Origin of the sequence: Pseudomonas sp. PS1(2021) (genome assembly GCF_020405165.1) — a bacterium.
Taxonomy (GTDB): domain Bacteria; phylum Pseudomonadota; class Gammaproteobacteria; order Pseudomonadales; family Pseudomonadaceae; genus Pseudomonas; species Pseudomonas aeruginosa.
The window spans coordinates 3,837,127-3,862,679 of the sequence record NZ_CP084484.1; the positions used below are offsets into that span (position 1 = coordinate 3,837,127).

Sequence of the window (25,553 nt, forward strand, 5' to 3'; positions counted from 1 at the left end):
ATGCTCTCAACCTGCGGCTAGACTCATGCTGTCGCCCATTACCCGTCCTCACCGCATGCCCCTACGCACACGCCTGCTCTGGCTATTCCTGCCGTTGCTGGCCGCCAGTCTCGGCGGTATCTGGCTCTTGTCGGAAAGCATCCTGCTGAGCCGTTTCGACCGAGAGGACCAGCAACGCCTGCAAGAGGGCGCCACCGTCCTGCACAACCGGCTGGACTTCGAGTTGAAGCGCCACCTAGACATCGTTCGCACCTACGCCTGGTGGGATGCCAGCTACGACTTCATCCAGCGCCCCAACGAGACCTTCGAACAGGAAAACCTCGACCACGAGATGCTCGACGACCTGGGATTCGACTTCGTCCTGTTCCTCGACGACCAGGGTCACCTGCAACTGAAGCAGTGGTCCCCGCCCGCGCCCGACCAGCGCGTGCTCTTCGGCGCCCCCTCGGCGAGCGACCAGGCCCTGCTCGAGGCACTGCAGCAACGCGCCATCCGCCTCGGCGCGCTGGACTTTCGCGGACGCACCGACCACAGCCTGAGCGAGCTGCTGCTGGTCGACAACCTGCCGACCCTGCTGGTCAGCGTGCCTATCAGCAACAACCAGGGTAGCGCGCCGGCGAAGGGCGCGATCCTCGCCGGCTACTTCCTCGACCGGGAACGCCTGGCCAACCTCCGCGAACAGATGCAGGCCGACCTGCAACCGATGCCCAACATCGCCACCGACTCCACCTGGAAGCCGCTGCGCAGCCGCAGCGGCAGTACCCACAACCAGGCCCTGCTCAGCCCACGGCGGTTCATCGGCGAACATGTCCAGCAGGTCTCGGTGCAGTACCTGAGTTCCAGCGGCGAGCCGCAGCTGCGCTTCGACATCACCAAGAAACGCCTGCTCTACATCCAGGGCGAGAAGGCCATCAACTTCTTCCTCGGCGCCTCCCTGCTGGTCGCGCTGGGCGCTTTCCTGGTCGGTTACCTGGCCCTGGAGCTGTGGGTCCTGCGCCGGGTCCAACGGCTCAACCGGGAGGTCGCCGAAGTCGGACGCAACGCCCACTCGATACGCCTGAGCGACTTCGGCAACGACGAGCTGGGACAACTGGCGGGCGAGATGAACCAGATGCTCGAGCGCCTGGAACACAGCGAGGCGCGCGACCGGGCGATCCTCCAGTCGATGCGCGACGGCTACTTCGAAATGGACGTCGACGGCGTGATCCTCACCGTCAACCCCGCGCTCTACCAACTGCTCGGCCAGACGCGCGAAACGCTGATCGGCCATCCCTACTACGAACTGCTCGGCGAAGACGACCTGGCGCGTGCCCGCCAACCCTTCCAGCGCGCCATGCAGAGCGGCGCAGGCAAGACCTTCGCCATCCCCCTGCAGCGCGCCGACGGCAGCCTCGGCTACTTCGAGGCCACGGTTTCGCTGATCCACGACCTGCAGGGCGAACTACGGGGCTACCGCGGCATCGTCCGCGACGTCAGCGACCAGATCGCCTACCAGCAGCAATTGCTGGAAATGGCCTACCGCGACCCGCTGACCGGCCTGGGCAACCGCAAGGCCTTCGACGAACAGCTCGGCCAGGCGTTGCTTCGCGCCGGCTCCGGCGGAAGCGAACTGGCGCTGCTGTACCTGGACCTGGACCGCTTCAAGGAGGTCAACGACCGCTTCGGCCACGACATCGGCGATGCCCTCCTCAGGACCGTCGCCGAACGGGTACGCAGCACCCTGCGGCAGCCGGACAAGGCCTACCGCCTGGGCGGCGACGAATTCGCCGTGCTCCTCGAGGACAGCCAGGAAAACAATCCGCAGCGCCTCGCAGAACGCCTGCTGGCGGCGCTGGTCCAACCGATCGCGCTGAATGGCGAACGCATCGACTTCGTCACCCCGAGCATCGGCATCGCTCTCTACCCGCGGCATGCCGGCGATGCCGAAGGACTGGTCCGTGCCGCCGACAGCGCCATGTACGAGGCCAAGCGCCAGCGCAACCACTATTGCCTGTACCAGGCGCCAGCCTGAAATGCGCGGTCAAACAGGCTCTGTCGCGGGCTTTCGCCAGTCTGCTAAGGTTTCAGCCCGCATCCCATCGGAGAACCATTCCCTATGCCAGCCCTGAGCGGCCCGCAATACCTCGGCGAAGGCCTGAAGCTGATCATGCGTCCCGGCCTGCGCCTGTTCGTGCTGATCCCCCTGACCCTCAACCTGCTGGTGTTCGCCCTGCTGATCGGCTTCGCGATGCAGCAGTTCAGCCACTGGGTCGACCTGCTGATGCCCAGCCTGCCCGACTGGCTGAGCTTCCTGCAGTACATCGTCTGGCCGTTGTTCGTCCTGCTGGTGCTGGTGATCGTGTTCTTCACCTTCACCATGGTCGCCAACATCATCTCCGCGCCGTTCAACGGCTTCCTCTCGGAAAAGGTCGAGGTGGTGGTTCGCGGCCGCGACGACTTCCCGCCGTTCAGCTGGGCCGAACTGCTGGCGATGATCCCGCGCACCATGGGTCGCGAGATGCGCAAGCTCGCCTACTTCCTGCCGCGCGCGCTGGTGCTGCTGGTGCTGAGCTTCGTGCCCGGGGTCAACCTGATCGCCACGCCGCTGTGGATCCTCTTCGGCATCTGGATGATGGCGGTGCAGTACATCGACTATCCGGCGGACAACCACAAGCTCGGCTGGAACGAGATGCTCGCCTGGCTGCGCAGCAAGCGCTGGGCGTGCATGGGTTTCGGCGGGGTGACCTACCTGGCGCTGCTGATCCCGCTGGTCAACCTGGTCATGATGCCCGCCGCCGTCGCCGGCGCCACCCTGTTCTGGGTCCGCGAGGAAGGCGAGAAGGCGCTGGTGAAATAAGCATGCGCCCGGTGTCCGCTGTCGGCATTGTCAGGCGGGCGTCAGCGCCCTGACAGCCGGCGTCGGGCACACTACGAATGCCCTCGGGAGCGTCGGCGCAGGCCGCAGCCGAGACCTGCGCCAGCCCTTGCAGACCGGCTCGACGCTGCCGAACCGACTGGCCGCCGGTGCCTCCCCACGCAGGCGGCCTTTTTTTACCCGCCGGCCTTGCCGTCCATGCAGGATGGCCGGCGCTCACCCCCTTCCTGTCCGCTACGCCCCCCTCGACGCCGCCACCCTGGCACTACAGTGGCAACCAGGCGAGGCAGGCTCCGGCCCGCTTTCGATGACCACCGTCCCCAGCCCGCCCAGCGGCGGAAAACAAGAAGAGGGTCGCCATGTCACGTTCCGCATTCACCGCGCTCTTGCTGTCCTGCGTCCTGCTGGCGCTCTCCATGCCTGCCAGGGCCGACGACCTGCCCTACCGCTTCGGCCTGGGCAAGGCGGACATCACCGGCGAAGCCGCCGAAGTCGGCATGATGGGTTACTCCTCCCTCGAACAGAAGACCGCCGGCATCCACATGCGCCAGTGGGCGCGTGCCTTCGTGATCGAGGAAGCGGCCAGCGGCCGTCGCCTGGTCTACGTCAACACCGACCTGGGGATGATCTTCCAGGCCGTGCACCTGAAGGTCCTGGCCCGGCTCAAGGCGAAGTACCCCGGTGTCTACGACGAGAACAACGTGATGCTCGCCGCCACCCACACCCACTCCGGTCCGGGCGGCTTCTCCCACTACGCGATGTACAACCTGTCGGTGCTCGGCTTCCAGGAAAAGACCTTCAACGCCATCGTCGACGGCATCGTCCGCTCCATCGAGCGGGCCCAGGCCAGGTTGCAGCCCGGCCGCCTGTTCTACGGCAGCGGCGAGCTGCGCAACGCCAGCCGCAACCGTTCGCTGCTGTCGCACCTGAAGAACCCGGACATCGCCGGCTACGAGGATGGCATCGACCCGCAGATGAGCGTGCTCAGCTTCGTCGACGCCAACGGCGAGCTGGCCGGCGCGATCAGTTGGTTCCCGGTGCACAGCACCTCGATGACCAACGCCAATCACCTGATCTCCCCGGACAACAAGGGCTACGCCTCCTATCACTGGGAGCACGACGTCAGCCGCAAGAGCGGTTTCGTCGCCGCCTTCGCCCAGACCAATGCCGGCAACCTGTCGCCCAACCTGAACCTGAAGCCCGGCTCCGGTCCCTTCGACAACGAGTTCGACAACACCCGCGAGATCGGTCTGCGCCAATTCGCCAAGGCCTACGAGATCGCCGGCCAGGCCCAGGAGGAAGTGCTCGGCGAACTGGATTCGCGCTTCCGTTTCGTCGACTTCACCCGCCTGCCGATCCGCCCGGAGTTCACCGACGGCCAGCCGCGCCAGTTGTGCACCGCGGCCATCGGCACCAGTCTGGCCGCCGGTAGCACCGAAGACGGTCCAGGCCCGCTGGGGCTGGATGAAGGCAACAATCCGTTCCTCTCGGCCCTTGGCGGGTTGCTCACCGGCGTGCCGCCGCAGGAACTGGTGCAATGCCAGGCGGAAAAGACCATCCTCGCCGACACCGGCAACAAGAAACCCTACCCCTGGACGCCGACGGTGCTGCCGATCCAGATGTTCCGCATCGGCCAGTTGGAACTGCTCGGCGCCCCCGCCGAGTTCACCGTGATGGCCGGGGTGCGGATCCGCCGCGCGGTGCAGGCGGCCAGCGAAGCGGCCGGTATCCGCCATGTGATCTTCAATGGCTACGCGAATGCCTATGCCAGCTACGTCACCACCCGCGAGGAATACGCCGCCCAGGAATACGAAGGCGGCTCGACCCTCTACGGCCCCTGGACCCAGGCCGCCTACCAGCAGTTGTTCGTCGACATGGCGGTGGCGCTGCGCGAACGCCTGCCGGTGGAAACCTCGGCGATAGCGCCGGACCTGTCCTGCTGCCAGATGAACTTCCAGACCGGAGTAGTGGCCGATGATCCCTATATCGGCAAGTCCTTCGGCGACGTGTTGCAACAACCCAGGGAAAGTTATCGCATCGGCGACAAGGTGACCGTCGCTTTCGTGACCGGACATCCGAAGAATGACTTGCGCACCGAGAAGACTTTCCTGGAAGTGGTGAATATCGGCAAGGATGGCAAACAGACGCCCGTGACCGTTGCCACCGATAATGACTGGGATACCCAATACCGCTGGGAGAGAGTGGGTATATCTGCCTCGAAAGCGACTATCAGCTGGTCCATTCCACCAGGGACCGAGCCCGGCCATTACTACATCAGGCACTATGGCAACGCGAAGAACTTCTGGACCCAGAAGATCAGCGAAATCGGCGGCTCGACCCGCTCCTTCGAGGTGCTCGGCACCACTCCCTAGCGGGCTCCAGCCAAGGTTGCGAGATTCGCCAGCCAACTTTATGACGCATGAAAGTCGTCAAATAAAATGTGATTTAAAACACATGAACAAGTGACCTTTCATTCAGCCGACAAGGGCATGGAACTCTATTTCCGTGCCCTTTGTTTTTATCCCGAAAAACTTCTCAAGTTGTCGCTCAAGGTCATATCGAAGTCGCTTTCGGGATCAACCGATAAATTATCGCCATGAAACCATCGGCTCGCTGTATTCCCTGCCGGAAAAACAGCGAAGACGATTAATCATCTCGAAACAAGAAGTACGCAGATTGATGGAAATCAAAAAACCACCCGGGAAATAAAACGATGACCGAAAACTGGAAATTCCGCCGTCGAACCTTTCTCAAGCACGGCGCCCAGGCCGCTACCCTGGCCGGCCTTTCCGGGCTGTTCCCGGAGACGCTCCGGCGCGCCCTGGCCGTCGAGCCGGACATCCGCACCGGAACCATCCAGGACGTCCAGCACGTGGTCATCCTGATGCAGGAGAACCGCAGCTTCGATCACTACTTCGGCCACCTCAACGGCGTCCGCGGCTTCAACGACCCTCGCGCGCTCAAGCGCCAGGACGGCAAGCCGGTCTGGTACCAGAACTACAAGTACGAGTTCTCCCCCTATCACTGGGATACCAAGGTCACCAGCGCCCAGTGGGTGAGTTCGCAGAACCATGAATGGTCGGCCTTCCACGCGATCTGGAACCAGGGCCGCAACGACAAGTGGATGGCGGTGCAGTACCCCGAAGCCATGGGCTACTTCAAGCGCGGCGACATTCCCTACTACTACGCCCTGGCCGACGCCTTCACCCTGTGCGAGGCCTACCACCAGTCGATGATGGGCCCGACCAATCCGAACCGCCTCTACCACATGAGCGGACGCGCCGCCCCCAGCGGCGACGGCAAGGACGTACACATCGGCAACGACATGGGCGACGGCACCATCGGCGCCAGCGGCACGGTGGACTGGACCACCTATCCCGAGCGGCTAAGCGCCGCTGGCGTGGACTGGCGGGTCTACCAGGAAGGCGGCTACCGCTCCTCGTCACTCTGGTACCTGTACGTCGACGCCTACTGGAAATACCGGCTCCAGGAGCAGAACAACTACGACTGCAACGCCCTCGCCTGGTTCAGGAACTTCAAGAACGCTCCGCGCGATTCGGACCTCTGGCAGCGCGCCATGCTCGCCCGCGGCGTCGACCAGTTGCGCAAGGATGTGCAGGAGAACACGCTGCCGCAGGTGTCGTGGATCGTCGCGCCCTACTGCTACTGCGAGCATCCCTGGTGGGGCCCCTCGTTCGGCGAGTACTACGTGACCCGGGTGCTCGAGGCGCTGACCAGCAACCCCGAGGTCTGGGCCAGGACCGTGTTCATCCTCAACTACGACGAGGGCGACGGCTTCTATGACCACGCCAGCGCCCCGGTGCCGCCGTGGAAGGATGGCGTCGGCCTTTCCACGGTCAGCACCGCCGGCGAGATCGAGGCATCCAGCGGGCTGCCCATCGGGCTCGGCCACCGCGTCCCGCTGATCGCCATCTCGCCCTGGTCGAAGGGCGGCAAGGTCAGCGCCGAAGTGTTCGACCATACCTCGGTGCTGCGCTTCCTCGAACGCCGCTTCGGCGTCGTCGAGGAAAACATCTCGCCCTGGCGGCGTGCCGTCTGCGGCGACCTGACTTCGCTGTTCGACTTCCAGGGCGCAGGCGATACCCAGGTCGCCCCCGACCTGACCAACGTCCCGCAGAGCGACGCGCGCAAGGAGGACGCCTACTGGCAGCAGTTCTACCGGCCCAGCCCCAAGTACTGGTCCTACGAGCCGAAGAGCCTGCCCGGCCAGGAAAAGGGCCAGCGCCCTACCCTCGCGGTGCCCTACCAGTTGCACGCCACGCTGGCCCTCGACATCGCCGCCGGCAAGCTGCGCCTGACCCTGGGCAACGACGGCATGAGCCTGCCGGGCAATCCGCAGGGACACTCCGCTGCGGTATTCCAGGTGCAGCCGCGGGAAGTCGGCAATCCGCGCTTCTATACCGTGACCAGCTATCCGGTGGTCCAGGAAAGCGGAGAGGAACTGGGCCGGACCCTCAACGACGAACTCGACGACCTGCTCGACGCCAACGGCCGCTACGCCTTCGAGGTGCACGGCCCCAACGGCTTCTTCCGCGAGTTCCACGGCAACCTGCATCTCGCCGCGCAGATGGCGCGGCCCGAGGTATCGGTCACCTATCAACGCAACGGCAACCTGCAGTTGAACATCCGCAATCTCGGCCGCCTGCCGTGCAGCGTGACGGTGACGCCGAACCCGGCCTATACCCAGGAGGGCAGCCGTCGCTATGAACTCGAACCGAACCAGGCGATCAGTGAAGTGTGGCTGTTACGCAGCAGCCAGGGCTGGTACGACCTCAGCGTGACCGCCAGCAATACGGAAGCCAACTATCTCCACCGCCTGGCCGGACACGTCGAGACCGGCAAGCCGAGCAGGAGCGATCCATTGCTCGACATCGCAGCGACCTGAAGCGAGGAGTCCATCGCATGAGACCTACCCTGACCTGGACCTTGCTGGCCCTGCTGCTCTGCGGCACGGCCATCGGCGCCGTCCTGTTGTTTTACCCATCGGAGCCGGCGCCCGTCGCGCCCTTCGCGTCTCCCCCGCAGGCCACACCGGCGGCAAAACCTTCCATTCCTTCCCGAGCCCCCGAGATGAATACAGCCACCGCTCCCGACAACCTGGAACAGCAACTCGGCGAGTTCGGCCGCAACGCCGGGCAGATGTCCGAGATCGAACGCAAGCAGGCCGCCGAAGGCCTGATCGAACAGCTCAAGCGCGAGGTGGCGGTCGGCGCCGATCCGCGCCAGACCTTCGAGGAGATCCAGCGTCTGACGCCCTATGTGGAAGCCGATGCCAGGCGCCGCGAGGCGCTCGACTTCGAGATCTGGATGGCGCTCAAGGACAACGCCTCCGTCCAGCAGCAAGCGCCGACGCCTGGCGAGGAAGAGCAACTGCGCGAATACGCGCAAGAGTCGGACAAGGTGATCGCCGAGGTGCTCGCCAGCGTCGACGGCGAGGAGCAGCGTCACGCCGCCATCGACGAACGCCTCAAGGCCCTGCGCAAGCAGATCTTCGGCGAGGAGAACCCACGCCTGCTGCAACGCTGAAATCCACGGCGCCCCGACCGGGGCGCCGTCACGCAAGCGTCACCAAAACTTCACATCCGCTACACGGCGTCGGTCGACACTGACGTCATGAGCAGACCTCTAAGCATCGCCCTGATCAGCGAAACCTACCCACCGGAAGTCAACGGCGTCGCCAATACCCTGGGGCGCCTGCATGCCGGTCTCCAGCAGCTTGGCCATCGGGTCCAGGTGGTGCGCCCGCGCCAGCCCGGCGACGACGGCCGGCGCAGCGACGCCGAGCTGGTGCTGACCCGCGGCTGGCCGTTGCCCGGCTACCCCGGCCTGCAATGGGGCATGTCGAGCCTGCACAAGCTGCTGCGCTGCTGGAAGCGCCAGCGCCCGGACGTGCTCTACATCGCCACCGAAGGCCCGCTCGGCTTCTCTGCCCTGCGCGCCGCGCGGCGCCTGGGCATCCCGGCAGTCAGCGGCTTCCACACAAACTTCCAGCAGTACAGCGAGCACTACGGCTTCGGTCCGCTGACCCGGCTGGTCACCGGCTACCTGCGCTGGTTCCACAACCGCACGCAGATGACCCTGGTGCCCAGCGGCAGCCAGCGCATGGAATTGCAGCGGCGCGGTTTCGAACGTCTCAACCTGCTCTCCCGCGGGGTCGACAGCCAACTCTTCCATCCCTCCCGGCGCGATCCCGAACTACGCCGGCGCTGGGGCCTGGGCGAACAGGACATCGCCGTGCTGCACGTCGGCCGGCTGGCGGCAGAGAAGAACCTCGGCCTGCTCGGCGGCACCTTCCGCGCGCTCTGCGCCGCCCATCCGCAGCTGAAGCTGCGCCTGGTACTGGTGGGCGACGGGCCGGAGCGCAGGCACCTCGAACGGGACCTGCCCGAAGCGCTGTTCTGCGGCGTCCAGCGCGGCGAAACCCTGGCCGCCCACTACGCCTCGGGCGACCTGTTCCTCTTCCCAAGCCTGTCGGAGACCTTCGGCAACGTGGTCCTCGAAGCCCAGGCCGCCGGCCTCGCGGTGGTCGCCTTCGACCAGGCCGCCGCCGGCCAGCACATCCGCCATGGGCACAACGGCGTGCTCGCCGCGCCGGGCGACAAGAGCGGCTTCGTCGAAGTCGCCAGTTGGCTGCTGGACGACCAGGAACGCCTGCGCCGGGTCCGTCTCAACGCCCGCCAACACGCCAGCCGGCAAGGTTGGGACAGTATCGTCGAGCACTTCCAGAACTACCTGGAAGACGCCTGCGCCAGTCCGCTGGTCCAGCCCGCTCGGTCGAAGCCCGAGCGGCCGCCGGCAGAGGATGGCGGGGCCTTGCCACGCAGCCGCGAGTAGCTCTCAGGCAAAGGCTTTCGGCGTGGCGATGAAGCCCAGGCTCATGGCCCCGGCGCCCAGATTGATGCCGCCGGTAGGGCTGAGCATGCCCAGGTGCAAGTGGATGTCGCGCTCGCGGCAGGCGTTCTCCAACGCGGCGAAGCCCGGCAGGTCGCGCAGCGCGGTCGGATCGCCGGCATAGCTGAGACCCAGTTGCGGTGCCAGCAGCTCACCCGCCTGTACCCGCGCCAGGGCATAGCCGAACAGCTTCTCCGCCGACTTCTCGAAGCTCGGCGAGAGCGCCACCGGTTTGTCCTCGCCATCGGCCAGGCTGAACACCGGCTTGACGTCGAGCAGCGAGCCCAACCCCAGCGCTGCGCCCTTGACCCGGTCGACGAAACCGCTGCGATCACCCTTCTGGAAGCCGCGCCGGCGCAAGTGGCCCAGGTCATCGGCGACCAGGTAGGTGCAGGTCTGCTGGCTGAGCTGTTCGAGGCGCGTACGCAGCGCGTTGGGGTGGCTGCCCTGCGCCAGCAGGCGCGTGCCCTCGGCCGCCAGGCAGGCGATGCCGGCGAACACCGAGTGGCTGTCGAGTACGCGCAGGGTGAAGGGACCGGCGATGCCGGCCGCGTGGCGGCGCTCGTGGTAGTGCTGGAGCAGGCCGAAGGAAGCCTGGGTGGCGTGCTCGAAGATCGGACTGCGCAGGCTGTCGACGGTGAGGCAGACCACGTAGTCGAAGTCGGTCACCAGTTCGTCGAGGAACCATTGTTGCAACTCGGCGGCGGAGAGCGGCTGGCTGCCGTCCTTGCTACCGACCTTGGGCAGGTGGTCGCGGTAGAAGCTCAGGGTGGTGTCGGGGTCGCGTCGATCGATGAGCCGCTGCTCGCCCAGGCGGATCCCGATCGGCATCACGCGGATGCCGTGGGCGGCGAGGAATTCGGGCGGCAGGTCGCAGGTCGCGTCGACCACCAGGCCGATACGCATGGATTCGCTCCTCTGGCCGTTTCTCGGCCTATTGTTGTGTTGGCGGTCATACAATGCCCGTTTCGGACTTTGAAGTCAGCCGGCCGCACGGCGGGTTTTCGGAAAAAATCACGGCCATGAAAAATCCCACCCCGAGGGGTGGGATCTGCTTGCCGGCGCGGCGCCGGGCCGGTGCGTCGCGGACGCGCCTTCAGACCAGGCTGGCCAGGGCCTCGCGGCTGAACGGCTTGATGTCGCCGATACGCCCCTCGCGGACCTTCACCGCCCACTCCGGATCCACCAGCAGCGCGCGGCCCACCGCGACCAGGTCGAACTCGCCCTTGTCCAGGCGCTCCACCAGGCCGTCGATGCTCGCCGGCTGCGCCACCTCGTCGGTTTTGCCGAAGAATTGCAGGAACTCGCTGCCGTCCAGGCCGACGTTACCCACGGTAATGGTCGGCTTGCCGGTCAGCTCGCGGGTCCAGCCGGCCAGGTTGAGTTCCGAGCCTTCGAACTCGGGAATCCAGAAGCGGCGGGTCGAGCAGTGGAAGATATCGACGCCGGCCTCCACCAGCGGCGCGAGGAACTCGCGCAGGCCCTCCGGGGTTTCCACCAGGCGCGCGGAATAGTCCTGCTGCTTCCATTGGGAGAAGCGGAAGATGATCGGGAAATCCGCGCCGACCGCCGCGCGCACCGCCCGCACCAGCTCGACGGCGAAGCGCGAGCGATTGGCCAGGCTGCCGCCGTACTCGTCGTCCCGCTGGTTGCTGCCTTCCCAGAAGAACTGGTCGATCAGGTAGCCGTGGGCGCCGTGGATCTCCACCCCGTCCATGCCGATCGCCTGGGCGTCGCGGGCGGCCTGGGCGAAGGCGGCGATGACGTCCTGGATGTCGGCCTTGCTCATGCCGTGGACCAGCACCTTGCCGTCCTTGGCCTTCTCCATCGGGCCGTAGCCGGGCACGCTGGCGTCCGGCTCCACGCCCAGGCGCCGAACGCTGCCGACGTGCCAGAGCTGCGGAACGATGCGCCCGCCCTCGGCATGCACCGCGTCGACCACCTGCTTCCAGCCGGCCAGGGCGTCCTCGCCATAGAAGCGCGGCACGTTCGGATAGCCGTTGGCGGCCTTGTGGCCGACCGTGGTGCCTTCGCTGACGATCAGGCCGACGCCGGCGGCGGCGCGCCGGCGGTAGTACTCGACGACCTTGGCGTTGGGTACGCCGCCGGGGGAAAAGTTGCGGGTCATCGGTGCCATCACCACACGGGTGGGCAGTTCCAGGGCGCCGAGGCGGAACGGTTGGAACAGGGCTTCTACGGGGGCACTCATGGACGGACTCCTGAGGGGGAATGGGAGGTTCGGGCAGGTATCAGGCGCGGAGCAGCAGCTCCAGGCGCGACATGAAAGCATTCAGCGGAGCGAGGCCGGCGCCGACCTTGAAGCGCGCCAGGGCGCCCTGCCAGGCGAAGCCGATGAAGCCGGCCAGGCTCGCGCAGTCCTCGTCGGCGGCCAGTTCGCCGGCCTCGCGCGCCTGCTCCAGACAGTCCTGGAGGATTCGCGCGGAAGCCTGCAGGATCGACTCGACCTTGGCCGCGATCGGCGGCGACAGCTCGGCCATCTCGAAGCTCAGGCTGCCGATGAAGCAGTGGTATTCGGGCTTTTCCTGGCGGGCGAAGTGCTCCAGCAGCTCGCCGTAGTAGCGCAGCACCCGCTCGCACGGGCTGAAGCGGCTATCGCCGAGGGCCTGGGCGTAGCGCGCCAGGCGCGGCGCGTAGACGTGCTCCAGGGCCTGCTGGGCGAAAGCTTCCTTGCTATCGAAGTAGTGATAGAAAGAGCCCTTGGGGATGCGCGCGGCCTGGACGATCTCCAGCACCCCGGTGCCGTGGTAGCCACGTCGGGTCATGACCTCGGAGCCCTTGGCCAGGATCAGTTCGCGCTTGTCGAGTCGGTTGCTAGTCATGGAACGAGAGAATATGACCGGTCGTCTCGTCCGCCCAGCATTATCAACGGCGGTGATCAGGCGTTACAGGCAGGGGCTTATCGCGTTGCGTCATGAAGCGGCGCAAGACAGGAAAGGAAGCGGCGGGACGCGAACGCGTCCCGCGGGAGATCAACCCAGGGCCTTCTCGATGGCTTGCACCAGGGCCGGGTCGTCCGGCGCCGTGCGCGGGCTGAAACGCGCCAGCACGCGACCGTCGGGACCGAGCAGGAATTTCTCGAAGTTCCAGGTGATGTCGCCGGGAAACTCCGCGCCCTCGCCCGCCAGTAGGCGATAGAGCGGATGCCGCGCGCTGCCGTTGACCTCGACCTTGGCGCTCATCGGGAAGCTGACGCCATAGTTCAGGCTGCAGAAGGACTGGATATCCGCCTCGCTGCCCGGCTCCTGCCCGGCGAACTGGTTGCAGGGCACGCCGAGCACCGCGAAACCGCGCTCGCGGTAGGTCTGGTAGAGATTCTCCAGGCCGGCGTACTGGGGTGTCAGGCCGCATTTGGAGGCGACATTGACCACCAGCAGCACCTTGCCCTTGAACGGGGAAAGCGGCAGGTCCTGTCCATCCAACCCCTGCAGGGTGAGATCGTGAAAGGCACTCATGACGTACTCCTTGCGCATTCAGCGACACAACGTGCCAAGCCCCGCACCGGGCAAGAACCCTGGCTGCGGCGCATCCCCAGGGACGGGGTAAAGAGCCCAGGCATGGCGCATGACGCGAAAGGCGCCCACAGGCGCCTTTCGCTATACCAGCTTAGCAGTTCCGCCGGCGGACGGCCCAGGCCATCAATCGGCGAATGAACGCCGATCAGTGGTGGTGACCGCCTTCGCCATGGATGTGGCCGTGGGCGATTTCCTCGGCGTTGGCCTCGCGCACGTCGACTACCTTGACCTTGAAGTTCAGGCGCTGGCCGGCCAGCGGATGGTTGCCGTCGACGGTCACGTCGTCGCCGTCGATGTCGCGGATGGTGACGATCTGCATGCCGCCGTCCGGAGCCGAGGCGTGGAACTGCATGCCGACTTCCAGTTCGTCGACGCCTTCGAACATCTCGCGGGTCAGGGTCGCGACCAGTTCGGCGCTGTATTCGCCATAGGCGTCTTCCGGCTCGATGGCGACGCTCAGTTCGTCACCGACGTTCTTGCCTTCCAGGGCCTTCTCCAGGCCGACGATGATGTTGCCGGCACCGTGCAGGTAGACCAGCGGCGCGCCACCAGCGGAACTGTCGATGACATCCCCGGCGTCGTTGGTCAGGGTATAGTCGATGGAAACCGCCTTGTTGGCCGCGATCTGCATGGTTCGAAACCTTTTCGATAAAGAAGATGAATGCGTAAGTGTACGCATCAATAGCCCCGAAAGCGACCGCGCCCCTGATGAACGGGGCGCGCGAGCGCCGTCGCGGGTGATTGATTTTCATCAGGACGAGGAAGGCCATTGGGTGGCAGTCTTGTCCTGTGGCCATACTCAACACCTGCGCCACCAACCGCCCTGGCAATCGCGCGCCTGGGTCCTTGACGAAAACGAGCGGCACAGACAGCTCGGCCGCGAATTTCGCTGCGGCTGGTGTGCCCGGGAAGAAGAAGAGCAGACCAAGGAGCAGTGATGCCCTCACGCAACATACTGGTGATCAACTGCGGCAGTTCGTCGATCAAGTTCGCCCTGGTCAACGAGGCCCACTCCCTGTTTCCCCTGCACGGCCTCGCCGAGCGCCTGGGCAGCCGCGATGCGGTGCTGCGCTGGAAGCGCGGCGGCGACAGCGACAGCCTGATGATTCCCAACGCCGACCACCGCGCCGCCCTCGCCCAGTTGCTGCCGATGGTGCAGAACGCCGCGGGCGGCAAGCTCCACGGCATCGGCCACCGGGTGGTGCATGGCGGCGAGCTGTTCACCCATGCCACGCGCATCGACGACCGGGTGGTCGAGGCGATCCGGGCCACCGCGCCGCTGGCGCCGCTGCACAACCCGGCCAACCTGCAAGGCATCGAGGCAGCGATGACGCTGTTTCCCAAGCTGCCCCACGTCGCCGTGTTCGACACCGCCTTCCACCAGAGCCTGCCGGAGCACGCCTACCGCTACGCCCTGCCGGAAGCCCTCTACCGCGAGCATGGCGTACGCCGCTACGGCTTCCACGGCACCAGCCACCGCTACGTCAGCCACCGCGCCGCGGAAATGGCCGGGTTGGCGGTCGGCGACAGCAGTTGGCTCAGCGCCCACCTCGGCAACGGCAGTTCGACCTGCGCCATCGTCAACGGCCAGAGCCTCGACACCAGCATGGGCCTAACCCCGCTGGAAGGCCTGGTAATGGGCACCCGCAGCGGCGACGTCGACCCCAACCTGCACAGCCACCTGGCGCGGACCCTGGGCTGGAGCCTGGAGCGCATCGACTCGATGCTGAACAACGAAAGTGGCCTGCTCGGCCTCTCCGACCTGTCCAACGACATGCGCACCCTGGAGCAGGAGCGCGAGCAGGGCCACCCCGGCGCGGCCCTGGCGATCGAGGTGTTCTGCTACCGCCTGGCCAAGTCCCTGGCGGCGATGAGCTGCGCCCTGCCGCAACTGGACGGGGTGATCTTCACCGGTGGCATCGGCGAGAACTCGCCGCTGGTGCGCGCCAAGACCGCCGCCCACCTGCGGCTGTTCGACCTGCGCCTCGACCAGGAGGCCAACGCCCGCTGCGTGCGCGGCGTCGCCGGGCCGATCCAGGCCGCGGGGCATCCGCGGGTACTGGTGATCCCGACCAACGAAGAGCGGCAGATCGCCCTCGACACGCTGGCCCTGCTCGACTGAACTGGATCGACGCCCCCGCCCAACCAGGCGGCGTGGCCAAACGCACGGCTTAAGGAGCCCAGATGCATACCTTCTTCATCGCCCCGACCGGTTTCGGCGTCGGCCTCACCTCGATCAGCCTCGGCCTGCTTCGCGCCCTGGAACGCGCCGGGCTGAAGGTCGGCTTCTTCAAACCCATCGCCCAGCTGCATCCCGGCGACCTCGGCCCGGAGCGCTCCAGCGAACTGGTGGCGCGCACCCACGGCCTGGATACGCCGAAGCCGCTGCCGCTGGCCCAGGTCGAGCGGATGCTCGGCGACGGCCAACTGGACGAACTGCTCGAAGAGATCATCAGCCTCTACCAGCGCGCCGCCGCCGACAAGGACGTGGTGATCGTCGAAGGCATGGTACCGACCCGTCACGCCAGCTACGCCGCGCGGGTCAACTTCCACCTGGCAAAGAGTCTCGACGCCGAGGTGATCCTGGTCTCCGCGCCGGAAAACGAGACGCTCACCGAACTGACCGACCGTATCGAGATCCAGGCCCAGCTGTTCGGCGGCCCGCGCGATCCGAAGGTGCTCGGGGTGATCCTCAACAAGGTCCGCGGCGAGGCCGACGCGGCCAACGCCGAGGACGGCGTGGCGGACTTCGCCCGGCGCCTCACCGAACACTCGCCGCTGCTGCGCGACGACTTCCGCCTGATCGGCTGCATTCCCTGGCAGGACGAACTCAACGCCGCGCGCACCCGCGACATCGCCGACCTGCTCAGCGCACGGGTGATCAACGCCGGCGACTATGAGCAGCGCCGGGTGCAGAAGATCGTGCTATGCGCCCGCGCCGTGCCCAACACCGTGCAACTGCTCAAGCCCGGCGTGCTGGTGGTGACCCCCGGCGACCGCGACGACATCATCCTCGCCGCCAGCCTGGCCGCGATGAACGGCGTACCCTTGGCCGGCCTGCTGCTGTGCAGCGACTTCCCGCCCGACCCGCGGATCATGGAACTCTGCCGCGGCGCCCTGCAGGGCGGCCTGCCGGTGCTGTCGGTGGCCACCGGCTCCTACGACACCGCGACCAACCTGAACCGGATGAACAAGGAAATCCCGGTGGACGACCGCGAGCGCGCCGAGCGGGTCACCGAGTTCGTCGCCGGGCACATCGATTTCGAATGGCTCAAGCAGCGCTGCGGCACGCCGCGCGAGCTGCGCCTGTCACCGCCGGCGTTCCGCTACCAGGTGGTGCAACGCGCGCAGAAGGCCGGCAAGCGCATCGTCCTGCCCGAGGGCAGCGAGCCGCGCACCGTACAGGCGGCGGCGATCTGCCAGGCGCGCGGCATCGCCCGCTGCGTGCTGCTGGCCAAGCCGGAGGAGGTCCAGGCAGTGGCCCAGGCCCAGGGCATCGTGCTACCGGAAGGCCTGGAGATCATCGACCCTGACCTGGTGCGGCAGCGCTACGTCGAACCGATGGTCGAGCTGCGCAAGGGCAAGGGGCTGAACGCGCCGATGGCGGAGCAGCAACTGGAGGACAGCGTGGTCCTGGCGACCATGATGCTTGCCCTGGACGAGGTCGACGGCCTGGTCTCCGGCGCCATCCACACCACCGCCAGCACCATCCGCCCGGCGCTGCAACTGATCAAGACCGCGCCCGGCTACAACCTGGTGTCGTCAGTGTTTTTCATGTTGTTACCGGACCAGGTGCTGGTCTACGGCGATTGCGCGGTGAATCCCGATCCTTCGGCCAGTGACCTGGCCGAGATCGCCGTGCAGAGTGCCGCGTCGGCGCAGGCTTTCGGCATCCCGGCACGGGTCGCGATGATCAGCTACTCCACCGGCGACTCCGGTTCCGGGGTGGATGTCGACAAGGTTCGCGAGGCCACCCGCCTGGCGCGCGAGCAGCGCCCCGACCTGTTGATCGACGGACCCTTGCAGTATGATGCCGCCGCCATCGCCAGCGTCGGCCGCCAGAAGGCGCCGAACAGCCCGGTGGCCGGGCAGGCCACGGTGTTCATCTTCCCCGACCTGAACACCGGCAACACCACCTACAAGGCGGTGCAGCGCAGCGCCGATTGCGTCAGCGTCGGGCCGATGCTGCAAGGCCTGCGCAAACCGGTGAACGACCTGTCGCGCGGCGCGCTGGTGGAAGACATCGTCTACACCATCGCCCTCACCGCCATCCAGGCGGACGCCCAGGCCCCGGCCTGAAGGAACGCCGCCCAGTGGGCGGCACTGGCTTCGGCCAGGCACGAGGATGTGCCATGTGAACGGCGGGACCACGCCCCGCTCCACGCGCCCGGCCCTGGCCGGGCGCCTACGTACAAGGACTCCTTGATGCTGTCGTTTCTCCCCCATTTCCTGCGCGGCTCCCTGGCCGGCCTGCTGCTGGTGTCCAGCACCCTGTGCTGGGCCTGCCTGCTGTTCGGCATGACCCTGGTCAAGCTGCTCCTGCCGTTCGCCGCCGCCCAGCGCCTGTGCAGCAAGATCATGAGCCTGATCGCCGAAGGCTGGATCGCCTGCAACAAGGGCTGGATGAACCTGGTCCAGCGCACCCGCTGGAACGTCCAGGGCCTGGAGGGCCTGGAGTACCAACACTCCTACCTGGTCACCAGCAACCACCAGAGCTGGGTCGACATCCTCGTCCTGCAATACCAGTTGAACCGACGCATCCCGCTGCTGCGCTTCTTCCTCAAGCAGGAACTGATCTGGGTCCCGATCATCGGCCTGTGCTGGTGGGCCCTCGATTTCCCCTTCATGAAGCGCTACAGCAAGGCCTACCTGGCCAGGCACCCGGAGAAGAAAGGCCAGGACCTGGCGACCACGCGCAAGGCCTGCGCCAAGTTCAGCCGCATCCCGGTAGCGGTGTTCAACTTCCTCGAAGGCACCCGTTTCACCCGCGCCAAGCACGACGAGCAGCAGTCGCCGTTCCGCCACCTGCTCAAGCCCAAGGCCGGCGGTATCGCCTTCGTCCTCGACGCCATGGGCGAGCAATTGAAGACCCTGGTCAACGTGACCATCCACTACCCGGACGGCAGCCCGACCTTCTGGTGCCTGCTTTCCGGACGCCTGAAGGACGTCGTGGTGCGCTTCGAGGAACTGGAGATTCCGCGCCAGTTCGTCGGCAAGAGCTACGACCAGGACGCCGGCTACCGCGCGGAATTCCAGCAATGGGTCAACCAGCTGTGGGAGCGCAAGGACCAGTTGCTCGACAGCCTGCACCGCGAGTTTCCCGGTAACGCCAAGGCGTAGGACGAAGAGCGCCGACCAGCGCCCATGAAAAAGCCCGCCGAATGGCGGGCTTTTTCGTCCAGGCCGCGATCAGTACTGCGGCTGGGTCTGCGCCGGGCCCTGGGCGCCCGGAACCGGTCGCAGGTTGACCTCGACGCGCCGGTTCTGCGCGCGACCGTCGGCAGTGGAGTTGCTCGCGATCGGCTGGTCCGGGCCCATGCCGCGGGTGCTCAGGCGGGTGCCGTCGACGCCCTGGGCGGTCAGGTAGCCGGCCACGCTCTGCGCACGACGCTGGGACAGGTCCATGTTGTGCTGGCGGCTGCCGGTGCTGTCGGTGTAACCGACAATCTCGATGGTGTTCTGGTTGTACTGCTTGAACGAGTTCGCCAGGTTGTTCAGCGGCGCGTAGAAGCTCGGGGCGATGTTCGCCGAATCGGTGGCGAAGGTGATGTTGCCCGGCATGATCAGCTTGATGTCGTCACCTTGGCGCTGCACTTCCACGCCGGTGCCTTCCATCTGCCGACGCAGCTCGGCTTCCTGCTTGTCGGCGTAGTAGCCATAACCCGCGGCGGCCGCGCCGGCAACGGCAGCGCCGATCAGCGCGCCCTTGCCACGGTTGTTGTGGTCGATCGCAGCGCCGGCGACGGCGCCGGCCAGCGCACCCAGTCCGCCGTACTTGGCCGTCTTGCTCATGCCACCCTGGCTTTGGCTTTGCGTGTCGTAGGGGTTGTTGTTGGCACAACCGGCGAGCAGCGCCAGTGCGGTGACGGCTGCGGCCAGAGGCAGGCAACGGGAGGTGAACATGGGAAAACTACTCCTCGAGGTACTGAAACGCCCCTGCGTGAGGGGCGGCCGATATCTTAGAGCATAGCCAAGTGGCAAAATTCCCGATGCTCGGAAAAATCCTTTTCAGCCCCTGACGAAGGGGTTCTCGCGCATCTCTTCGCCCAGCGTGGTGTCCGGGCCATGGCCGGCGACCACCGTGGCGTCCTCGTCGAGGCTGTACAGACGCTGCCTGATCGAACGCTGGATCGCCGCCGAGTCGCCGCCCCACAGGTCGGTGCGGCCGATGCCACGGCGGAACAGGGTGTCGCCGGCGATCAGCAGCTTCGCCCGGGGGAACCAGAAACTCATCGAGCCCGGCGTATGCCCCGGCGTGTGCAGTGCCACTCCGCAACCGCAGGCCAGTTCCTCGTCGTCGGCCAGCCAGCGGTCCGGGGCCGGCACCGGCGTGTAGGGCACGCCGAACAGTTGGCACTGCATCTCCAGGTTGTCCCAGAGGAACTGGTCGTCCTTGTGCAGGTGCAGGCTGGCGCCGGTGCGCTTCTTCATCTCGCCGGAGGCGAGGAAGTGATCCAGGTGCGCGTGGGTATGGATGATGCTGACCACCTGCAGGCCGAGGCGGTCGAGGCGCTGCAGGATCAGTTCGTGGTCGCCGCCCGGATCGACGACGATGGCCTTCCTGGTCAGCGGATCGCCAATGATGGTGCAGTTGCACTGCAAAGGCCCGACGGGAAAGGTTTCGCGGATCAGCGCGGGGGATGTCGACATGCAAGACTCCGATCACGGTCGGCGCGGCAAGCGCGCCATGGATTTCTATGAAACGCCAAGCATGGCACATCCATCCGCTGCCGAGGATCGCCGGCGTCGGCTCAGGGCGCTTCGCGGTAGTCGCTGGGCAGCTTGCCGGTCCACTTGCGAAACGCCCGGCGGAAGTTCGACGAATCGTTGAAGCCGAGCAGCAGGGCGATCTCGTACAGCGGTAGCTGGGTGGTGGTCAGGTATTGCAGGGCCAGGCGCTTGCGCACATCGTCGAGGACCTGCTGGTAGGTGGTGCCCAACGACGACAGGTGCCGGCGCAGGCTGCGCCCGCTGGTGTGCAGTTCGCGGGCGGCCTGTTCGAGATCGGGGAAGTCGCCGGGACGCGCCAGCAGCAGGCGGCGCACACGGGTCAGCAGGCCTTCCTGGACGTCCAGGGTGGCCAGCAGCGCCTCGCACTGCTGCTCGCACATCTGCACCGTGGCCGGGTTGGCCAGCGCCATCGGTCGTTCCAGGTACTCGCTGGGCATGCTCAGCCAGTGCCAGGGCTGCTCGAACTCCGCGGCCACCCCGAACACCTCGGCGTAGCGCCGGGCATGGGCCGGCGGCGGATAGGCGAAGCCGACCCGCACGTCCTGCAACGGCTCGCCGACCAGGAAGCAGGCGATGGAATACAGCGTCGCCATCAGGCCCTCGGCGGCGAACACCGAAGCGGCGCCCAGCGGCATCGACTCCACCGCGCGCAACTCGGCGCGGCCGTCATCGAGCACCAGTTCCAGTTCGTAGGCCAGGCCGAGCACCCGGTAGTACTTGAGGGCGAACTGGATGGCCTTGCCCAAGTTGGCGCTGGACAGCACCGCGTAGCCGAGGATGCCGTGGGCGGAGACGTTCAGGCGCTGGCCGAGCACCAGCCCCAGCGCCGGCTCGCCGCACAGGGCCTGGGCGCTGTAGGTGAGCTGGTTGAAGTCGAGGAAGGACAGGCGGCCGTTCGGGCTGTCCAGCACCTCGGGACGCACCCGCGCAGCGTCGAACAGCGCCTGGCGGGATACGCCGTACTCCGCGACAAGATCGAGGAGTGCCTCGGCATAGGCCACCGGCACCAGTTCGGCGGTGAAATTGAGCGGTTGTTTCATGGCTGTTTATTGTTCTGACCGCTGGCCGGATATGACCGGAAAGTTGGCAGAAGATAACCTTGTGAGGCTATCCCCCGCAAGCGATAGTCGATCCCATGGTCCTTCACCATCACAGGGAGCCGCTATGGCCAGCACCACCCCCGAAGGTCTGGAGATCCGCCCGCGTCATCTGGACTTCGACCTGCCCGATCCGATGCCGCGCCATTGGCACAGCGGCGACGCTTTCAAGACCCACATGTTCAACGCCATGTCGGTGCTGTTCCCCGATGGCGAGCGCTTCTTTATCGACTCCGTGCGCCACTACCGCGAACGGGTCGAGGACCCGGCGCTGAAGCAACAGATCCGTGGCTTCATCGGCCAGGAAGGCCACCACAGCCGCGAGCACCTGGTCTACAGCGACCGCCTGCGCGCCCTCGGCTACGACATCGACCGCCTGGAAGGCGGCGCCAAACGGCGCATCCGCTTCGCCCAGCAGAAACTGCACCCGTCGCGGCAACTGGCGGCCACCGCGGCCCTGGAGCACCTCACCGCGATCATGGCCGACGGCCTGCTGAGCAACCCCAGGTGGCTGGAAGGCGCCGACCCGACCATGGCCCGCCTGTGGCGCTGGCACGCACTGGAGGAAACCGAGCACAAGGCGGTGGCCTACGACGTGTTCATGCTGGTCAACGGCAAGGCCAGGCTGCGCCGCCGGGCGATGGTCCAGGGCACCTTCTTCTTCGCCCTCGACACCACCAAGGGCCTGGTCCACATGCTCAAGCGCGACGGCCTGCTGTGGAACTTCAAGGTCTGGCGCGACGGCATCAAGTGGCTGTGGGGCAAGGACGGCGTGTTCCGCTCGCTGGTGGGCGTGTACCTGGACTTCTACAAGAAGGACTTCCACCCCTGGCAGCACAATAACCTGCACCTCATCGAGCAGTACCGCGACCAATTCGAACCGGAACCGAAGGCCGCCTGACCCTCCTCGCCGCCCCTCCGCGCCGCGAGAGGGGCATGCATCGCTTCCCTGCCCTGCCTGGTATTTCGGCCTTTCGTCCACGCATTAAAAAGCCCGCGACTGACCAGCGCGGGCTTCTTCATGAAGGCCTGGGATCAGGCCATCAGGAAGCGCAGTGCATCCGCCGCGGTCTGCTCGGGAATCTCCTCCATGGGGATATGCCCGACGCCCGGATAGGTCTTCACCTGGATCCCCGGCAGGTCGCGTTGCCACAGCGGTACGTGCTTCGGCGAGATCCAGCGGTCGCGTTCGCCCCACATCAGCAGGGTCGGCGCGACGATCCGGGCGATGCGTTCGCCGGAGGTGCCGAGTTCCTCGCGGTTGACCTTCAGCAACACGCGGAAGATCTCCATCATGCCCTTGCGGTTGCCCGGGCGGCGGCTCAGATCGTAGTAGCGGTCGACCACCCCCGGCTTGATCCGCCCCGGCTCGCCATAGACTTCCTTGATGCCCTGGGCGATCAGCGCTCGCGGCATCCACAGCGGCATCGCCAGGGTCGAGCCGGGCAGCGCCGCCGAGGCGATCATCCACGGCACCTTGCGCATCTGGTAACCGGCCGGGTCGATCAGCACCAGCCGCTCCACCCGCTGCGGCTGCGCCAGGGCGAAGTTCCAGGCGATATAGCCGCCCAGGGAGTTGCCGGCGATCGAGGCCTTGTCGATCTTCAGGAAATCGAGCAACTGGCCGAGGATCGCCACCATGCGCTCGCCAGAGTAACGGCTGTCACGCCCCGGCCCGGTCAGGCCGAAGCCCGGTACGTCGAAGCGCACGATGCGGAAGTACGGCGACATCGCCTTCACCCAGTCGTCCCAGGTGTGCAGCGAGGCCACTACGCCGTGGATCATCACCAGTACCGGCTTGTCGCGGCTGCCTTCGTCGCGGTAGTGCAGCGGGAAACCGTCCAGCTCGATGAAGCGCGAGCCGCTGGACGGTGCGGCGTAGCGCTCGCGCAACGACTCCAGCGAGAGGGAGCCGAAGCCCAGGCGGGCGAATCCGACCGCCAGCGGCGGTTGCAGCAGATAGGGTGTCGCGGACATGGACGCACGTCTCCCGTCTTGTTGTTATGACAGGGCATCAGAGCATGGCCACGGCGGGATGCGAGCCCAACCTAGGTTCTGTAGGCGCGAGCGGCGATTGCCCGGCTGTTACCCTTGCAGTCTCGTCGGAGCCTGGGTGCTGGGACAGAGCGTACCCACCAGCAGGTCGCCGAGCACCCGCTTGACCCGCGGCAGCTCCAGCGGGTCGCTGGCATTGAGCAGCTCCAGCGAAGCCGCCTCCATCGCCCAGATCAGCACCCGGTAGGTCAGCGCATCGTGGGCCGCGCCCTGGGCGCCCAGGCGCTCGGCCCACAGCTCGATAATCTTCAGGTGCGCGCGCTGCCGGTGCGCCGCCAGCGGCGAGCCGGCATGCAGGGCCTCCTCCTGCATCATGCGGATGATCGGACCGACCGCCAGGTGGTAGTCGAAGAACAGCGAGACCATCGCCCGCAGCCAGTCCTCGTCGCTGCCTGCCTCGCTGCGCAGCCCGCCGAAGCGCGCCAGCAGCAATTGCACGGCGCTGTGGTAGATGCTTTCCAGCACCTCCAGCTTGCCGGCGAAATACTTGTAGAAAGTCCGCCGCGAGACCCGCGCCGCCTCCAGCAGGTCGTTGACCGTGGTCTCGGCGACTCCCTTGCGGGTGAACACCGGGATCGCCGCGAGCTGGATGTTGGTCCGTTGCAGATGCCCCACCAGCGGCCCCTCGCCCTGCGCCGCCTGGCGCGCCAGCGCGCCGTAGCCGCCGAGATCCTCGAATACCGCCTGCAAGCCGTCCCACTGCGCCGTTGCCATCCCGTCCGCCCCAATCGAAGCGCGGGGTGACGGCGGCCCCGGCCATCGCTAACCTAGGCCGATCCACGCGCCCCGCAAGGAAAGTCCGTGCCGACCCTATCACGCCGCCTGCTCTGGCCGCTGGCCATCCTTTTACTGGTTCTCGGCCGCCCGCTCGCGGCCGCCGACCTCTACTACCTCGGCCAGCGCATCCCGGACATCCAGAAGCCCTGGGACAGCCACGACTACCAGGTGCTGATCGACGCCCTGAAGAAGATCGAGGAAACCCAGAAGAACGCCCTGCCGCGACGCAGCGGCGAATTCACCGGGCCGCTCTACCTGCGCATGGTTAGCGAGGAAAACTTCCGCCCGCAGCTGAACATCTACAGCCCCTTGGAGATCCGCCAGAACGAGGCCCGCGAAGTACTGTTCAAGCTCAAGGAGCTAATGCGCCTGTACTTCGACTTCCGCGCCGCCAAGCAGCCCTACGGCGCCGAGGCGCTGGGCCTGATGAGCTACTCGCTGCGCGAGCAGTCGATCCTGTTCACCCTCACCGTCGAATTCTGGATGACCCTGTCCCAGGCCGAGCAGCGCAACCCCGCGCGCCTGCAGGGCATGCAGGAAACCAAGGCGGCCGCGGCGATGCTCACCGGCAGCGCTCTCGACTACCTCGGCCTCACCGCCCAGTTCGAGCGCCAGGACCTGGTGCTCTACTCCGCCGAACTGGCCAAGGAAATGCCCGAGCTGTTCATCCACCTGCCCTCCCCGGTGCGCGCCCAGTTGCTGGAACGCATCGCCGGTTTCGCCAAGGACCACCCTTACCCCGAGGTCCGCGACAACATGCGCGACCTGCAACCGGTGTTGCAGGCGATCCAGGCCGACGTGGAAAAACAGCTGGCGCCCGGGCGGAACGCCAAGGCACCGGCCAAAGCCCTGGACCTGAGCCCGCCTCCGGAGGGGAAACCCAGCGGCGTCAAAGGTTTATGAGCGGCGGATTGGACTCTCGCAGCCCTTTGCCGTAGACTGGTCGTCGACCTGTCAAGGTTTTGGGGCCGATTAGGATTCGACGCCGGTAACAAAACTTGAGGGGCATGCCGAGCTGGTAGCAGAACTCGTAAATTCGCTGCTGCAAACTTATAGTTGCCAACGACGACAACTACGCTCTAGCTGCTTAATGCGGCTAGCAGTCGCTAGGGGATGCCTGTAAACCCGAAACGACTGTCAGATAGAACAGGATCGCCGCCAAGTTCGCTGTAGACGTAACGGCTAAAACTCATACAGCTCGCTCCAAGCACCCTGCCACTCGGGCGGCGCGGAGTTAACTCAGTAGAGCTGGCTAAGCATGTAGAACCGATAGCGGAGAGCTGGCGGACGGGGGTTCAAATCCCCCCGGCTCCACCAAATACAGTCTGAAACCCGTCTAAACCGCGGGTTTCAGACACGATTTGATGGCAATGG

At 66.2% G+C, this 25,553-nt stretch carries 22 protein-coding genes and 1 other RNA gene; 13 read left to right on the top strand and 10 right to left on the bottom strand.

All coding sequences use genetic code 11. The annotated features are described in order from the left end of the window. Positions 1-55: 55 nt before the first annotated feature. The 6 genes from LE197_RS18515 (at position 56) to LE197_RS18540 (ending at position 9,709) form a co-directional block, all read left to right on the top strand. Entirely contained in the window at positions 56-2,011 is a 1,956-nt protein-coding gene (locus LE197_RS18515; protein ID WP_031638075.1) for a diguanylate cyclase domain-containing protein, read from the top strand. Between the two features lie 84 nt (positions 2,012-2,095). Next, a complete protein-coding gene (gene cysZ, locus LE197_RS18520) occupies positions 2,096-2,836 on the top strand; it encodes a sulfate transporter CysZ (protein WP_003116482.1) in 741 nt (246 codons plus the stop codon). 377 nt (positions 2,837-3,213) lie between these two features. After that, on the top strand, positions 3,214-5,226 hold the full coding sequence (gene cerN, locus LE197_RS18525; protein ID WP_003163184.1) for a ceramidase CerN: 2,013 nt from the start codon (positions 3,214-3,216) through the stop codon (positions 5,224-5,226). 341 nt (positions 5,227-5,567) lie between these two features. Then, positions 5,568-7,760 (top strand): phosphocholine-specific phospholipase C, encoded by a 2,193-nt coding sequence (locus LE197_RS18530; protein WP_023109104.1) that lies wholly within the window; start codon positions 5,568-5,570, stop codon positions 7,758-7,760. A 17-nt stretch (positions 7,761-7,777) separates the two neighbouring features. After that, positions 7,778-8,401, top strand: coding sequence for a phospholipase C accessory protein PlcR (gene plcR / locus LE197_RS18535; RefSeq protein ID WP_003122996.1), 624 nt, complete (start codon positions 7,778-7,780; stop codon positions 8,399-8,401). 87 nt (positions 8,402-8,488) lie between these two features. Continuing rightward, entirely contained in the window at positions 8,489-9,709 is a 1,221-nt protein-coding gene (locus LE197_RS18540) for a glycosyltransferase family 4 protein (protein WP_003116486.1), read from the top strand. Positions 9,710-9,712: 3 nt separating this feature from the next. On the opposite strand, the gene LE197_RS18545 is transcribed toward LE197_RS18540, so the two are convergent. The 5 genes from LE197_RS18545 to LE197_RS18565 all read right to left on the bottom strand — a co-directional run bounded on the left by LE197_RS18545 (position 9,713) and on the right by LE197_RS18565 (position 13,930). Continuing rightward, positions 9,713-10,672, bottom strand: coding sequence for a DegV family protein (locus LE197_RS18545; protein ID WP_003114223.1), 960 nt, complete (start codon positions 10,670-10,672; stop codon positions 9,713-9,715). A gap of 190 nt (positions 10,673-10,862) precedes the next feature. After that, entirely contained in the window at positions 10,863-11,975 is a 1,113-nt protein-coding gene (locus LE197_RS18550) for an NADH:flavin oxidoreductase (protein WP_003120762.1), read from the bottom strand. A 40-nt stretch (positions 11,976-12,015) separates the two neighbouring features. Further along, complete coding sequence (locus tag LE197_RS18555) at positions 12,016-12,606, bottom strand: TetR/AcrR family transcriptional regulator (RefSeq protein WP_016263829.1); 591 nt, start codon at positions 12,604-12,606, stop codon at positions 12,016-12,018. 150 nt (positions 12,607-12,756) lie between these two features. Further along, positions 12,757-13,239: a glutathione peroxidase gene (locus tag LE197_RS18560; protein ID WP_003109429.1), complete on the bottom strand. Its 483-nt coding sequence runs from the start codon at positions 13,237-13,239 to the stop codon at positions 12,757-12,759. A 205-nt stretch (positions 13,240-13,444) separates the two neighbouring features. Next, positions 13,445-13,930, bottom strand: coding sequence for an FKBP-type peptidyl-prolyl cis-trans isomerase (locus LE197_RS18565; RefSeq protein WP_003085816.1), 486 nt, complete (start codon positions 13,928-13,930; stop codon positions 13,445-13,447). On the opposite strand from LE197_RS18565, the gene LE197_RS18570 reads away from it, so the two are divergent. The 4 genes from LE197_RS18570 to LE197_RS18585 all read left to right on the top strand — a co-directional run bounded on the left by LE197_RS18570 (position 13,899) and on the right by LE197_RS18585 (position 18,639). Further along, on the top strand, positions 13,899-14,237 hold the full coding sequence (locus tag LE197_RS18570) for a DUF3565 domain-containing protein (protein WP_003109430.1): 339 nt from the start codon (positions 13,899-13,901) through the stop codon (positions 14,235-14,237). The two genes, LE197_RS18565 and LE197_RS18570, sit on opposite strands and share 32 nt — an antisense overlap. Then, complete coding sequence (locus LE197_RS18575; protein ID WP_003085814.1) at positions 14,237-15,421, top strand: acetate kinase; 1,185 nt, start codon at positions 14,237-14,239, stop codon at positions 15,419-15,421. The genes LE197_RS18570 and LE197_RS18575 overlap by 1 nt, the downstream gene beginning before the upstream one ends. A gap of 62 nt (positions 15,422-15,483) precedes the next feature. Then, positions 15,484-17,598, top strand: a complete 2,115-nt coding sequence (pta, locus tag LE197_RS18580) for a phosphate acetyltransferase (protein WP_003114221.1) — start codon at positions 15,484-15,486, stop codon at positions 17,596-17,598. 126 nt (positions 17,599-17,724) lie between these two features. Next, positions 17,725-18,639, top strand: a complete 915-nt coding sequence (locus LE197_RS18585) for an acyltransferase (RefSeq protein WP_003085811.1) — start codon at positions 17,725-17,727, stop codon at positions 18,637-18,639. Positions 18,640-18,708: 69 nt separating this feature from the next. Here LE197_RS18585 and LE197_RS18590 read toward each other — a convergent pair whose 3' ends face one another. From LE197_RS18590 to oruR, 3 genes are all read right to left on the bottom strand, one after another. Further along, positions 18,709-19,422, bottom strand: coding sequence for an OmpA family protein (locus tag LE197_RS18590; RefSeq protein ID WP_003085808.1), 714 nt, complete (start codon positions 19,420-19,422; stop codon positions 18,709-18,711). A gap of 105 nt (positions 19,423-19,527) precedes the next feature. Next, entirely contained in the window at positions 19,528-20,169 is a 642-nt protein-coding gene (locus LE197_RS18595) for an MBL fold metallo-hydrolase (protein WP_003085806.1), read from the bottom strand. A 101-nt stretch (positions 20,170-20,270) separates the two neighbouring features. Continuing rightward, positions 20,271-21,290 (bottom strand): ornithine utilization transcriptional regulator OruR, encoded by a 1,020-nt coding sequence (gene oruR, locus LE197_RS18600; RefSeq protein ID WP_003114220.1) that lies wholly within the window; start codon positions 21,288-21,290, stop codon positions 20,271-20,273. A gap of 124 nt (positions 21,291-21,414) precedes the next feature. On the opposite strand from oruR, the gene LE197_RS18605 reads away from it, so the two are divergent. After that, a complete protein-coding gene (locus LE197_RS18605; protein WP_003109433.1) occupies positions 21,415-22,248 on the top strand; it encodes a metal-dependent hydrolase in 834 nt (277 codons plus the stop codon). 134 nt (positions 22,249-22,382) lie between these two features. On the opposite strand, the gene LE197_RS18610 is transcribed toward LE197_RS18605, so the two are convergent. Next, positions 22,383-23,324 carry an alpha/beta fold hydrolase gene (locus LE197_RS18610; RefSeq protein WP_003085798.1) on the bottom strand — a complete coding sequence of 314 codons (942 nt, stop codon included), beginning with the start codon at positions 23,322-23,324 and terminating at the stop codon, positions 22,383-22,385. 108 nt (positions 23,325-23,432) lie between these two features. Continuing rightward, entirely contained in the window at positions 23,433-24,116 is a 684-nt protein-coding gene (locus LE197_RS18615; protein WP_003085795.1) for a TetR/AcrR family transcriptional regulator, read from the bottom strand. An 87-nt stretch (positions 24,117-24,203) separates the two neighbouring features. On the opposite strand from LE197_RS18615, the gene LE197_RS18620 reads away from it, so the two are divergent. Further along, on the top strand, positions 24,204-25,082 hold the full coding sequence (locus LE197_RS18620; RefSeq protein ID WP_010793874.1) for a hypothetical protein: 879 nt from the start codon (positions 24,204-24,206) through the stop codon (positions 25,080-25,082). A 61-nt stretch (positions 25,083-25,143) separates the two neighbouring features. Then, positions 25,144-25,496: a transfer-messenger RNA gene (ssrA, locus tag LE197_RS18625) on the top strand. Positions 25,497-25,553 lie beyond the last annotated feature (57 nt).